This is a genomic window from Nafulsella turpanensis ZLM-10, assembly GCF_000346615.1.
Lineage (GTDB): Bacteria > Bacteroidota > Bacteroidia > Cytophagales > Cyclobacteriaceae > Nafulsella > Nafulsella turpanensis.
The window spans coordinates 1-13,854 of the sequence record NZ_ANNU01000019.1; the positions used below are offsets into that span (position 1 = coordinate 1).

The following is a 13,854-nucleotide window of genomic DNA, read 5'->3' on the forward strand; positions in this document are numbered from 1 at the left end:
CTGCAGTTCCCATGGCGGAAGGCGGCCAGAACTGCAGGATTTGTTTCACCTGAACAGATTGCCTCTACTATTTTCAATCCAGTAAGGCCGGTAATATCCTTCACCACTACATCTAGCCTGAGGTTAAGTAGGCGAAGGTTCTTCTGCATGCGAAGGCTACATTTGCCAGCAGAAGCAATCAGCTCTGCTCTGTGTCGGCAGTAGGTCCTGAGCTTTTCTGTTGCCTCATCGGGTAAGAAGCTACTGCTTAAAAGCCCCAGGGTGTGTAGCTTCTGAATCCAGATGCAGTCCATTACATCTGTTTTCCTGCCTTTGATGTTCTTTGTAAACTTGCCATTGGCCAGCACTACCTCTATACCTGCCGTCTGAAGCTCTGTGAATAAGCTTTGCCAGTAGGTGCCGGTGGATTCCATCGCTACTGAAGTCACCCTGCTGTCCTGGAGCCATTTAACTAAAGCCCGGAGGTCTTCTGCATACACTCCGAATTCACGAACATCATCCACCTCCTGATTGATAGCAACAAAGTGGGACCTACTTCCCACATCAATCCCTGCTGCATGGGGATTGACTACATCTAGTTTTAACTTCCTCTTGCCCATAACTAAATCTGTTAAAGATTAGAAAATGGCTCTAAGGAAATGTATATTAGGTAAAGTAATTATTCTGAACGGGGTCACGAAAGTGCCACCACTGAAATTACCACAAAGCCTTTGGTAGTAAGAGTACCAGAGGCTTTTTACATTCCAATCGCAGCGGCGAACCGTCAGAATTAAGCACGAGCTTTTCGGCATCAGTTTAAAATCGATCTTGCATAGAGCCATCAGGAGTCTACGTAAACGTTACCCTACGAAATTATTTTCCTCGAAAAATGGGGAATAAAGACCAACGTTTTTAAACATAGCAGCGGCTGAAGTAAATCGCCGGCCAAATTTCAGAATACATTAAGGTAATGAATGCCGCGGAACTTTGCTACTCCAGCAAACCAGCCTTTGATGTTTTTTGTGGTTAGCCCTCGTTTATTTTTTTATTCTCATTCCAAGTTTAAGATTGAGCCTATCTGGTATGAGTTATGCTCCTGAACGATATGTAATTTTATCTCTGTCAACATGCCGTTATAGCTGTCTGGATAGGATACAATATAAATTCCGTCTGAATCCGGTTCTTTTGTTATTTTCAGTTTTTTGGCTAAGTCCGGTCCAAAGTCCTGAGCATTAATGAATGGGTCATAATGCAATTCCAAAGTATCAAGCTTTTCAATAAAATCCGATGTCAAGTAGCGGGTTTTGATAGAATCCAACTTCTCCTGGTCCATTGATGTCTCAATTTCGGTCAGATAGCTATCATAAAAGTTTCTCAGCATCTCAACAATCTGGTCCTCTTTGTCATGACTCTGCGCCAAAGAAATGGTTGAATTCATAAAGGTCAAACTAAAGGTTAGGCAAATTACGAGTTGCTTTACGTTCATTTCGTTTGGTTTAAATGAGGGCTAACGGAATGAAAAATAAATGCGGCTGCGGTAAATCGCCAGCTCACTGTCTGCATACATCAAGATAATGAATGGCGGTGAACTTTGCTACTCCAATAAACCAGCCGTAGTTATTTTTTGGGGTTGGTGGGCGTATATTTTTTAATCCAAGCTAGATAATGCGTCACCAATAATTTCTCCCGTCCCCTTTAGAACAGCTCCCAATCCGTCAATTAATCCGGAGAACAATGCCTGTCCCACCATTTCAGAAAGCAATTCTGTTGTAAACATGTAAAAATTTGAATCAGCTATCTTTTCACTCTCTTTTCGAGCTTCCTTTCTGATTGACTCAAATTCTTCCTTTCCGGGATTATTTAATCCGGCTGGCGATGGATTTAAATAGTGGTCATACAATATATCATATTTCTTCCGCTTGAATTCATCCGAAAGAATCAGGAATGCTTCATTTAATTCTACAAAATCATCATGAGCATTATCTGCTTTATTCCTATCTGGATGAAGTTGAATAGCTAAATCTCGATATGACTTCTTTATATCTAGATTGGTTGCATGTCTGTCAACCTTGAGGATTTTGTAGTAATCTTTTATCATGTCTTAATATGCCCACCAACTACTGGAAAATAACAAGTGCACTTGTTATTTTCCGCCATATGGTTTGGTGGTCTTTGTGTGGTAAGTTATAATAATTCTCTTCTAGTTCCAAGCTGAAAAGGAAAGCTGGCTGCAGCCGATTTGTGGTTCACGAGTGCCGGCTTTTATGTTGCTTCGGATGGTGATGCCATTGCAGCTTTTGCCTTTATTAATCACTTCTCAAATGCTGATTAGGGGAAGGGTAAAAGAGAAGCTGTTGCCGTACATTCTTTAGTGGGTTGGCTGCGCTGGAATCCTGATGAAAGTAAGTGATCAAGGAAAATGCACCGGCAGTTGGCTTACTACCGGTGCAGATACCTGCTGTCAACACGTGCCATGCCGCTTCGCGGGCCCTAGGCGGCTTCCTGCTTTACCGGCTTATCAAGCATTAGTAAATCCTTTGCTATAATTTCTGCCTGCTGTACTTTCTGCCCTTCTTTGTTTTCATAGGTGCGGTAGCTGAGTTTTCCTTCAATCATGACCTCTTTGCCCTTGCTCAGGTAAGCGGCTACTATACTGCACAGGTTTCCCCACACGACCACCTGGTGCCACTGGGTATCACTCACTTTATTCCCTTCCGCATCTTTGTAGGTTTCAGTGGTGGCAAGTGAAAAGCGGGCCACTACTTTTCCGCCGGAAAGGCTTTTAACTTCCGGATCATGGCCCAGACGGCCGATGAGTTGTACGCGATTTTTAAGCTGGTTCATCTTTATTTGTGTTTTAAGGTTAAAAATTATGATAACACAAAACTAAAGCAGACTGAAGTGTGTAGTCGTATAGTAAGCATTTGTAGCCGATTGTAAACGTTTGTAAACGATTGCACACGCTTAAGGGGCGTGCTTTAGGCGAAAGGCTGCAGGAAACTACTTCTGCATAGATATCGATATCAATGGAAACTGAAAGTAAACGATACTGCATCGAGTGCGAGGCAGCGCTCAAAGGCCGGGCAGATAAAAAATTTTGTGGGGATGAGTGCCGAACCAGCTATAACAACCGACAGAACAGTAGCCTGAATAACCTGATGCGAAATGTTAACCACACCCTGCGCAAGAACAGGAGAATACTGGCAGCAGTTAATACCACGGGAAAAACCAATGTGCACCGCTCTGTGCTGGAACGAAAGGGTTTTAACTTTAGCTATTTTACTAATTTGTACCAGACCAAGAGTGGAAATACTTATTATTTCTGTTACGACCAGGGCTATATTCTGCACGATTCAGACTACGTAACCCTGGTAATTCGGCAGGAGTACATCGAGTAGGTCTTGCCTGTTTCTGTTAACTGGAAGCTCTTAACTTTTGGACTAGTAATGGAAAAAGCCAGGTGCTGTTTATAAGATACTCCAGCATTAATGGCTTTTGGATTCCTCCGCCTTCTCGATTTTTTCCTCTACCTCCTCTTTTTCTTCCGGAGAAGTATGCATTACTTCCTGCTCGTCCTTCGCCTGCGGTTCGAGCGAAAGCCTGATGAACATAGGGAAATGGTCGGAACCAATCGGCTCCAGCCGTTTTAGCTGAATAAGCCTGAACTCCCTGGAGCAGAAGAAATGGTCGAGCGGCCAGCGCATTAAAGGGAGCTTTGCATGAAAGCTGTTATAAAAGCCCCGTCCCCGCCTTGGGTCGAGCAGGCCACTGGTTTTAAGAAAGAGTTTGGTGGTATGGCTCCAGGCAACATCGTTCAAATCGCCGCATACCACTACCGGAAGTTTACATGCTTTGGCCATTTTACCTACCGTTAGTATTTCTGCATTACGTTCTGTAGCCCTAACATTTTCCTGCGGTGCCGGAGGTTCCGGATGAATGCAGTAAAGCTGTACCTTTTCGCCTGAAGGGAGAATGAGGCGGGTATGGATGGAGGGGATATGTTCTTTAATTAAATACTCTACCTGCGCTCCTTCCAGCGGAAGCCGGGAATACAGCATCATGCCATAGGTATTCTCTATCGGGTGGAGAACGCGATGGGGGTAAGTTTCTTCCAGTTCATTAACGGCTTCTTTCCACCATTGGTCCGTTTCTACCAGAAGTACCACATCCGGGGCATGTTTCTTTATCCTGTGGAGGCATTTATCGGCCCTTCGGTTATATTGATATACGTTCGCTACCATTATGCTCAGGAAGTCTTCTCCCGTTCCCTTTTTAGTGGCGGACAGCATTTGCTTTGGCGCGAGGGGCGTAAAAGGAAACACCTGGTAAACCAGGTACAGCAGGTTGAGTAGGAGTAAAATTGAAAACAGCTGTTGCATGCCACTATTCAGTCCTGTATACCAGATAAAAGCCAGCAGAATAAAAAAAACGATGACCAGCTTCTGGGCACGCGGAAACTCAAAAACCCGGAAGGTCCAGTAATCGCTCCTTACAAAAGGGATAAGGGTGAAAATAATAAACAGGCTGCCAAGTATATACAAGGCAGTTTGAAAATAGTCCATTCGGCTAAAGAGGTTTTTTATATTTAACGGCATCAGCAGAAAGAAGTTGGCGCATTTGGGCCTGAAAAGAAATAGGCGTATTTAACCTGCAGAAGGACAGGTATTTGTGTGGTGGTGGGAGATCTTTTTTTTAGCTTTAGGTGCCTTTTTTACTACACCTTCATTCAAACTACTACTTTATATAAGCAGAATGAAGCAGAGAAGGGAGAAGATTTCTGCCCGAGGAATATGCAGGTTTGGAATGATTCCTGCAACGGAAGTGCCTGCCGTTGGGGCTATATGTTTTAGCCTTTCCTTCAGCTCCTGCTAAGTGGTTTTCCTTTCAACCCTGTTCGATACTAAAAACAAATGGCTTAAATATGCTGATAGGTTTTGTGTTCTCCGGGCATTGATAACCTCTTAACTTTAAAAGGTGGGTAAAAAATTCGAGCATTTATCACCGGGTGATAAACTAAAAAGCCAGTCTGCCCCCTCAGGAAGTGGTGTACCTTTGCAAAGTTATAACCTAAAATAGCTACCTAATGGATTTTGCACCAAAGAGAAGTGAAAATGGAAATTATCTGTTGCTGGGAAGTGTTGTTAATCTGAATATTGCTTTGTTTTATTAGCTGAAGATTGCGTACTTCATGTTCTGTTAAGCATATCCGGAAAAGCCTTCTCATTGAGGGAGGTTTGCGGAATAAGACCAAATACGATAGACCCTATATATTAATCCATGAGCGAGCAAATTAAACACGAGTGCGGAATTGCCATGATCCGCCTCCGGAAACCGCTTCAATATTATATCGATAAGTATGGTTCGCCTACTTATGCCATCAATAAGCTTTACCTGCTGATGGAAAAGCAGCACAACCGCGGGCAGGATGGGGTAGGAGTAGCCAACATTAAAATTGATGTGCCGCCCGGCCACCGCTATATCAGCCGCTACCGCTCTGTAGATCAGCAGCCTATTGCCGAAGTTTTTGGGAAAATAGGGAAGAAGATGAAGAAGGCGAAGAAGCTGTCAGGCGACAACTACCTCGATGCCAGATATATGCAGGAGCACTATGCCTATACCGGTGAAGTGTGGCTGGGGCACCTCCGCTATGGAACTCATGGCACAAACAGCATAGAAAGCTGCCATCCCTTCCTTCGCCAGAACAACTGGCGAAGCCGGAATCTGGTGGTGGCCGGCAATTTTAATATGACCAATGTCGATCAGCTATTCGATATCCTGATAAAAATTGGTCAGCATCCGAAAGAAAAAGCCGACACTGTTACCGTAATGGAAAAAATCGGCCATTTTCTTGATGAAGAAAATCAACTGCTGTTCGACAAGTACAAGTACGACTACAACAATGTAGAGATTACCGAAATGATTGAACGGGAGCTGGACCTCGGCCGTGTACTGCAGCGGGCCTGCCGCGACTTCGATGGCGGCTATGCCATGGCGGGCATGACGGGCTATGGCGCGGCTTTTGTGGCACGCGACCCGGCAGGTATTCGCCCGGCTTATTTTTATGCCGATGAGGAGGTGGTAGTGGTCGCTTCCGAAAAGCCAGCGATTAAAACCGCCTTTAATGTAGATTATAACGAAATTCAGGAGGTGCTCCCCGGCCATGCGCTCATTATCGACAAGCAGGGCGAGTATAAGCAGCAGCAGTTTATTGACCTGCTGCCGAAGAAGAGCTGCTCCTTTGAACGGATCTATTTCTCCCGCGGTACCGACCCGGATATTTACCAGGAAAGGAAGAGTTTAGGAAAGCTGCTGGTGCCTCAAATTCTCGAAGCGGTTAATTACGACCTTAAAAATACCGTGTTCTCTTTTATCCCGAATACCGCTGAAGTGAGCTTCTTAGGGATGATCGACGGGCTGGAAAGCCACCTGGTAAATGAGCGTAAAAAGTACCTGCAGGATAAAGAGGCCTATTCTCCGGAAGAGCTGGAGCAGTTGCTTTCTTTCCGGCCGCGCATCGAGAAACTGGTGATTAAGGATGCCAAGTTACGCACCTTTATAACTGACGACGAACACCGCGACGAGCTGGTGGCACATGTGTATGATACCACATACGAGGTAATTAAAAAAGGAGTGGATACCCTGGTGGTGATCGACGACTCTATTGTACGGGGTACCACGCTCGAAAAAAGTATTCTTACCATGCTGGACAGGCTGGGCCCTAAAAAGATCATTATCGTAAGCTCTGCCCCGCAAATTCGCTTCCCCGACTGCTATGGCATTGACATGAGCCGGATGAAAGACTTTATCGCCTTCCGGGCAGCCCTGGCACTTCTAAAAGAAACGAAGCAGGAAAATGTGCTCGACGATGTGTATGACGAATGTGTGGCCCATACAGAGAATCCGGAAATTGCCAATTTTGCCCAAAGGATTTATGCACCCTTTACCGATGAGCAAATCAGCCGTAAAATTGCCGAAATCATTAAGTCAGAAAAAATAAAGGCAGAAGTCGAAGTTATTTACCAGACGGTAGAAAACCTGCATATTGCCTGCCCTAACCACATTGGTGACTGGTATTTTACCGGTAACTATCCGACAAAAGGTGGGAATAAGGTAGTAAATCGTGCATTCATGAACTTTATGGAAGGAAAAGCCGTAAGAGCTTATTAAGCGACAGATGTCTGTTAATATGCAAAAGCAGGCCATTGAGCCTGCTTTTTGCTTTGTATTCTGCAAGCTTATCCTTCATTTTTGCCGGTTGTGTAAATTTTATGGCATTCCTGAAAGAAAGCTTTGAAAGGCAGCGCCAAGATGTTACCTTTGTGAAATAATTTTTCCCATCCTCAACGAAGGTTTTCTCTCTCGTTACTTTTTAGTGAATAAGTGAATACTTATGGGCAGATATAATCGTTATTAAGATGGTATAAAAACATCATCGCTGTTGATTCATAATAAGTGGTTAAAGTTGGAAATGTAGCGATGTAGGCCGCCGGTTAATTCCGGCGGCTTTTTTTATTTCACATGGGGATAGGTGGCTCTTCAGATGAAATCTATTTTAGTAAACAGCTTTAACCGGAGCTTTGGCGAAATATTTCAGAGAGTGGTTCTTCATTTTGATTTGGCTGTGTCTGATGAATACCTTTACCTCTGATTTTATCATTTCGGCGGTAGGAGAAATCCTTCACAGCTTAAAGTTTAGGAGGAGACTATCTTACGTAGAAAGATGCTTCCCGCACGGCGTCCGCTAACCTCAGCATGAATTGTGTTCAAAGTCAAGTTAAGTGCCAGGATTTTATTTTGTTTCCAGTTGTTTTGGTTGATAATCTTTTTCATATAAATTACCTGCTTCTACAATAGCAAAAGCCTGTTTTAGCAGTTTATTTACTACGGCAATCATAGCCACTCTATGGGCTTTTCCTTTTTTTCTGAGCCTTTCATAAAGCTCCTTGCAAGTCTTGTTGTAGAGCTTGGCAGACCGGGCAGCCATGTAGAGGCATTTCCTGACTTCCGCCATTCCCATTTTACATATTTTAGCTTTTCCTCTTACTGAAGAGCCTGATTCATAGATTCTGGGTGAGAGGCCCAAGTAAGAGATTACCTGCTTATAATTCTGGAAGTTCTCAAATCCTCTTAAAGCTACGATCAATAGCAGGCTGGTCTTTGGCCCTATGCCAGGAATAGATTCCAGTTGCTCTTTTAAGGCACCATTTTCCTCTTCTATAAGTTCCTCCATCTGCTTTTCGATGCTGCTGATCTTTTTTTTAGCTGCATTATTTCCTCTTCCAGTGCAGCTCTGATTTTACTATCGAGCTTACCTGTCGCCAGAAATGCCTCTTTTTGCTGTGTAGTGGCTAAAAGATGCTTTACCAGCTGCTTTCTGATGGTATACCACTGCTTGATTTTCAGATAGTTCTCCTTCAAAGGCTGCCATGGCTTTAGCTCCACGAGTTCTCCATAGGCAGCGATACTTTCTGCATCAGCACTATCTGTTTTGACTCTTTTGAGCTGCATCTGCATAAATCTTTTAATCACCAGTGGAATAATGACTGAAACTTTAACTCCCTTCTCATAAAGGGAACAAGACAGTTGATAGTAATAAGGACCTGAAGCTTCCATTACTATCCAGCAGTCAGAAGAAATCATTTTGATAAGGGCTTTGAATCCTTCTTTATCATTGCTAAGCCTGCCCTTGGTTTTCTTTCCATCATGAGCTGTGAAATAAAAATCAAAATAAGCTTTAGAGATATCTACTCCTACAATAGTGAGTTTTGCTTCCTGCATTTCTTTTTTATCTTTACTGTTGATGATAAATGCAGCCGTTGCTTTCAGGTAAAGCTTTTTACCAGACCAATCTATACTTAAAACAGGTTCTTTTGACCTAATGAATTGTCCTGGCTTAGTAAAAAGTAGCAGAAGGGAATAGCATGCCGATGAGTCTTGATGACTAATGACAACCTGGATTCTTGTTCCTTCTGCTTGTATCTGGGAGCAGCGTCCTGCTATTCAGGCAAACCAAATAATCTTCTGTAACTTCTCCAACTTTTTCCTCTCCTCAAACTTAGTGTGACACAAAATGTTGATTCATCAGACATAGCCTTATGGAATAGGGGGCTATAAGGTTTTTGTATGTCCTGTCTGGAAAAGCACGGCAAAAAGAGAGGGGAGAGGCCGCCAAAAGACCGGACATAAAAAAAGCTACAGAAGAAATATTCTGTAGCTTTCTGTATTTATAATAAAGGATTTTTATTCATACCCCGGGTTCTGCTGACCTGCTAGGGCAGGGTTGGCATTAATTTCACGCTGCGGGATTGGGTACACCAGTAATTCTGCGTCATATGCAAACCCATCAACTTCCATCTCCAGGCGTTTGATGTCATGAATCTTTTGCCCTTCAAATGCCAGCTCTACAAAACGTTCATTGATAATGTCTTCCAGTGTAGGGTCCTCAATTGGTTCAAGGCCGGCCCGCACGCGAATCAGGTTCAGGTCTTCGGCTGGTGTGGCCCCCACTTCAGTGTTCAGGCGTTCATTTGCTTCTGCCCGTGTAAGGTAGAGCTCTGCCAGACGGATAAGGGGAATATTGGCAAACTGGTTAAACCATTTTTCTGTACGTACACCTTCATCATCTGAATAAAAGAGGTCTGCGCGCAAATCTCCCTCTTCGTAGCGCTCGAAATGAAGCGGCTGTATTTCAATATCAGCACGCCCGCCTGCTGATTTGGTAGCAAAAAAGGTAACTAAAGCATTTGTTCCATCCTGTGTGGTTACCTGTATAGCAAGAATATCTTCCTGGGAATTTGCTGTTTGGTTAAATGCATCTTCGATATTAGGCACCAGGTTAAAGTAAGCTTCCGCGTACTCAATACCACGATTTGCTGCATCCCTGGCTTCAACATAATTTTGCTGCTGCAAATAAACCCTGGAAAGCACTGCAGCGGCCGCCACTTTATTCGCATAGATTCCATTCACTATTGGAAGAAGTTCTTCGGCATCTTTAAGGTCGGCAATTGCCTGGTTGTAAGTTTCCTCTACCGTTGCACGCGGCACATTAACAGACTCATTTATCTCTTCAGTCGGTTCTAATACAATTGGAACACCCAGGTTTGTGGTGGTGTTGCCGGCACTGTACGGCTGGCCGAAAAACTTGGCCAGTTCGAAATAAAGAAGACCTCTGATAAATTTAGCCTCGCCTTCTACTACAGCCCTGTCTTCTTCGTCTACTACCTCAAGGGCGGAAAGGACGTTATTTACCACATTGATCGCTGCATAGCTGTCCATCCAGAAGTCTGCCACATCGGAATTGGTGGTCGTAATTTCCTTCCGCCAGATTTGCGAAGGGTCGCCATATGTACCGGAGAAGATAAGTTCGTCATCTGCTGCCAGTAATTCTCCATTCATCTGTATCCCTCCTCCAAAAAGGTCACCGTCCGATAAGATGTCATATGCACCAATCAGTACCGCCTTTACACGGGCATCAGTATCCAGTACAAGTTCATCTGAAACAGCCTGCGCGGGCTCTATATTAAGCCTGTCTTCGCAGGCTCCCAGTGCAAGGAAGGAGCCAACCAGCGATAGCGTTATATAATTCTTAAATTTTGTTATCATGTTATAACAGTTAAGTTAATTAAGTTTAAAATCCGAATTTCACCCCCAGAGTAACCGTTCTGGCCTGAGGTGCTGCATAGAAATCATTACCCAGGAAGATATTGCTTGCAAGATAATCCGTGTTTACCTCCGGATCCCAGCCTTCATAACCGGTGAAGGTAAGGAGGTTCTGGCCTGAGAGGAAAATACGGAGCCTGTCAATTTCATACCTGTTTAAGAAGTCAGCAGGTAAATTATATCCAATCGTAACGCTTTTCAGGCGCAGGTACGAACCATCTGAAAGATAGCGGCTGGATGCCTGTGCACCATTGTTGCTGTAAAGACGCGCCTGGGGAACATCGGTAATGTCACCCGGCTTCTGCCAGCGAGCCAGCTGGTCAATTGTTTGGTTATCTTCATAACGGGCATTGGCCGACATATAAGTACCTCCGCCGTTAAAGATTTTGTTTCCGTATACGCCCTGGAGGAGTACATTCAGCTCTAAACCTTTATAAGAGAGGCTGTTGCTCAGTCCACCAAAGAACTCGGGACTAGGATTTCCCAAAACTACTTTATTAGCGAAGTTGTAGTTGTTGGTTACCAGGCGGCCGTTTTGTTCAAAGATGGCTTCTCCATCGGCTGTTGCTTCGCCGTTTACAAACCAGATGGCATCGCCATTTGCCGGGTTTACTCCCGCATATTCCGGTCCGTAGAATACCCCAATCGGTTCTCCCACCTTCACCACATTCAGGTAGCTTGAGCTGCCATTGTCGATAATATCCTGGTCGCCAAGGTCAGTAATTTCATTTATGTTCCTGGCCAGGTTCAGTCCGGCCGACCAGTGGAAATCGCTGCCAGTAACAATGTGGTAATCCAACGCAAGTTCAAATCCCTGGTTAGTGAGGGCGCCCAGGTTTCTGGTTTGATCTTCATAGCCTGTTGTAGCAGGAAGCGGTACTCTTAGCAGAAGGTCGGTAGTGTTCTTCTGGTAATAGTCAACCTCACCGGTAAGGCGGTCGTTGAAGAAGCCAAAATCAACGCCTACATCAAACTGGGCAGTTGTTTCCCAACCGAGGCCAGGGTTCCTGAACTGAGAAGGACGAAGTCCTGACACGCCTCCATACGGCTCTGCCACATAAAGTCCCAGGTGTTCAAAATTGCCAATTTCAGCATTTCCTACCACACCGTAGCTTGCTCTTAACTTCAGGAAGCTGATGGCATCATTGTCCATAAAGCCTTCATTTGAAATGATCCAGCCTGCTGAAGCAGCCGGGAAAAAGCCATACCTGTTTTCCGTACCAAAGCGTGAAGATCCATCCACACGTCCACTGATAGAGAAGAGGTACCGATCCTGCAGTTTATAGTTGGCTCGGGCAAAATAGGAAAGAAAGGTAAATTCTGTCAGAGAAGTTTCTCCGGCAACAATTTCTGCGGCAGAGGCTACTTTTTGCAGGTCCTCAACCGGATAGCCCTGGCCTGCCACATAAGAATAATCCATTTCTGAACTCTGGAACTCAACTCCACCTGTCAGGTCCACATTGTGGATGTCGAAGGAATTGGCGTAGGTTGCAAAAACACGGCTGGTAGCATTAAATATTCTGGTCCAGCTGGCACTTCCGTAGCCATTTACCGAGCGGCCGGCTATGGTGCGGTCATCCTGGTAGCGGTCTTCATTTTGCGTGAGCAGGTCAAAGCCATACTCTCCGGTAATGGAAAGGTGATCTGTTGCTTCGTACACTATATTTGCACTTACGAGGTTCCGGTAAGTGGAGGTAAGGAAGCTTGAATTCTCCAGCTCAACGGTTGCAGGATAGTAGAACATGGCCGGGTTAAAAGAGTCATCGAAGAGAACGCCTTCCTTATCCCGTACAGGTGTAATAGGCGCCTGGGCAACAAGCTGCAGAGGTGTGGCAAACTGGTTGTCGTCTGATACCCGGAAGTTATTTGTTTTAGAAATCCCTACCGTCAGGCCCAGGTCGAAACGCTCGCCCAGCTCATGGTTCAGGTTCAGGCGTCCGGCAATCCTTTCAAAGCGGTTGCCTATCAGAATACCGTCTGTATCGCTGTAGCCACCGCTGGCGTAAAACTGTGTTTTTTCAGTTCCTCCCTGTGCGGAGAGGTCATAAATCTGGACTCTGGCATCCTGAAAAGCAATATCATTCCAGTCGGTGTCTGTTTCAAGTGCCCGCCAGTCTGTATCTCCAGCCAGGTAATCAAACGTGCCATGCATATACTCCAGCCAGGAATACTGGTAGTCTGGGTGGTTCTCAATATTTTCAGGGATAAGTGCAGGGTTTTCTGCATTCACTACATCAGCAAAAAAGCCATCACGAACATCATTATTCCAGGCTGCTTCCTGAAACAGCTCAATATATTGAGCCGCATTCAAAAACTCCCTGCGTCCTGTAGGTCTGCTTACCCCATACTGTACGCTTGCATTAAATTTGGTTTCGCCGGCTACCCCTTGTTTAGTGGTAATAAGCACTACCCCATTTGCAGCCCTTGAGCCGTAAATAGCTGCAGCGGAGGCATCTTTTAATATCTGGATGGATTCGATGTCATTGAAGTTAATATCAGCGAGCGGGCTGGTGGGTGCTCCGCTTGTTGATGGCGGGCTTTGCGACGTAACAGGTATTCCATCAATTACATACAGAGGCTCGTTGCTGGCAGAAATGGATGAACCTCCGCGTATACGAATATTCATACCCTGGCCTACCTTACCATTCATGGAGCTTATCTGTACACCGGCGGCACGACCCTGCAGGGCCTGTTCGAAAGTAGGTACCGGGGTGCTTTCAATATCTTCTCCAGAAATATTGGCCACATTGCCGGTTAAATCCTGCTTTAGCTGGGTGCCATAACCCACCACAACTACTTCTGACAATTGCTTGACATCCGGTTCAAGCACAATATCAATTGTACTGCGGGTTCCAACCACTACCTCCTGTGGAATAAAACCTACAAATGAATAACTTAAAACTGCTTCGGGAGAAGGGACCGTAACCCGGTATTCGCCGTTAAAATCGGTAACTACACCCGTGCTGGTGCCTTTTACCAGTACGGCTACCCCGGGAAGTCCTATGCCATCTTCGGCAGAAGTTACGGTACCCGTAACTGTTCTTGACTGTGCCCAGCTGTTCGCCATGAGCACAAACAAAAAGGAAAATGTTAGTAGAAATACTCTTTTCATATATTAGTGTTTAGGTAAAGTGAAATTTTTGAACAATCTAAAATATAGAATTCATGCTTATTAAAAGGTTGCTATTTTGTTAAGCAGACTTTTGGGCAGGTTCA

At 44.8% G+C, this 13,854-nt stretch carries 11 protein-coding genes; 2 read left to right on the forward strand and 9 right to left on the reverse strand.

Translation table 11 applies throughout. The features are described from left to right. From F752_RS0108560 to F752_RS0108580, 4 genes are all read right to left on the reverse strand, one after another. Positions 1 to 599: IS110 family transposase (locus tag F752_RS0108560; protein ID WP_017731317.1), on the reverse strand; the 599-nt coding region annotated here is incomplete at its 3' end. 431 nt (positions 600 to 1,030) lie between these two features. After that, a complete protein-coding gene (locus F752_RS0108565) occupies positions 1,031 to 1,465 on the reverse strand; it encodes a DUF3828 domain-containing protein (protein WP_152425076.1) in 435 nt (144 codons plus the stop codon). 162 nt (positions 1,466 to 1,627) lie between these two features. Beyond that, positions 1,628 to 2,077: a J domain-containing protein gene (locus tag F752_RS25295; RefSeq protein ID WP_017731319.1), complete on the reverse strand. Its 450-nt coding sequence runs from the start codon at positions 2,075 to 2,077 to the stop codon at positions 1,628 to 1,630. A 392-nt stretch (positions 2,078 to 2,469) separates the two neighbouring features. After that, positions 2,470 to 2,823: a single-stranded DNA-binding protein gene (locus tag F752_RS0108580; RefSeq protein ID WP_017731321.1), complete on the reverse strand. Its 354-nt coding sequence runs from the start codon at positions 2,821 to 2,823 to the stop codon at positions 2,470 to 2,472. Between the two features lie 182 nt (positions 2,824 to 3,005). Here F752_RS0108580 and F752_RS0108585 point away from each other — a divergent pair, with 182 nt between their 5' ends. Continuing rightward, positions 3,006 to 3,377: a hypothetical protein gene (locus F752_RS0108585; RefSeq protein ID WP_017731322.1), complete on the forward strand. Its 372-nt coding sequence runs from the start codon at positions 3,006 to 3,008 to the stop codon at positions 3,375 to 3,377. Between the two features lie 87 nt (positions 3,378 to 3,464). Here F752_RS0108585 and F752_RS0108590 read toward each other — a convergent pair whose 3' ends face one another. Further along, positions 3,465 to 4,541, reverse strand: a complete 1,077-nt coding sequence (locus F752_RS0108590) for an endonuclease/exonuclease/phosphatase family protein (RefSeq protein ID WP_040664490.1) — start codon at positions 4,539 to 4,541, stop codon at positions 3,465 to 3,467. Between the two features lie 715 nt (positions 4,542 to 5,256). Between F752_RS0108590 and F752_RS0108600 the strand changes: the two genes are divergently transcribed. Then, positions 5,257 to 7,146 carry an amidophosphoribosyltransferase gene (locus F752_RS0108600; RefSeq protein ID WP_017731325.1) on the forward strand — a complete coding sequence of 630 codons (1,890 nt, stop codon included), beginning with the start codon at positions 5,257 to 5,259 and terminating at the stop codon, positions 7,144 to 7,146. Between the two features lie 622 nt (positions 7,147 to 7,768). On the opposite strand, the gene F752_RS23760 is transcribed toward F752_RS0108600, so the two are convergent. From F752_RS23760 to F752_RS0108625, 4 genes are all read right to left on the reverse strand, one after another. Beyond that, positions 7,769 to 8,209: an IS110 family transposase gene (locus tag F752_RS23760; RefSeq protein WP_051049883.1), complete on the reverse strand. Its 441-nt coding sequence runs from the start codon at positions 8,207 to 8,209 to the stop codon at positions 7,769 to 7,771. Continuing rightward, positions 8,194 to 8,757, reverse strand: coding sequence for an IS110 family transposase (locus F752_RS23765; RefSeq protein ID WP_040664482.1), 564 nt, complete (start codon positions 8,755 to 8,757; stop codon positions 8,194 to 8,196). The genes F752_RS23760 and F752_RS23765 overlap by 16 nt, the downstream gene beginning before the upstream one ends. Before the next feature lie 462 nt (positions 8,758 to 9,219). Next, on the reverse strand, positions 9,220 to 10,581 hold the full coding sequence (locus tag F752_RS0108620; protein ID WP_017731327.1) for a RagB/SusD family nutrient uptake outer membrane protein: 1,362 nt from the start codon (positions 10,579 to 10,581) through the stop codon (positions 9,220 to 9,222). A gap of 25 nt (positions 10,582 to 10,606) precedes the next feature. Then, positions 10,607 to 13,750 carry a SusC/RagA family TonB-linked outer membrane protein gene (locus F752_RS0108625; protein ID WP_017731328.1) on the reverse strand — a complete coding sequence of 1,048 codons (3,144 nt, stop codon included), beginning with the start codon at positions 13,748 to 13,750 and terminating at the stop codon, positions 10,607 to 10,609. Positions 13,751 to 13,854 lie beyond the last annotated feature (104 nt).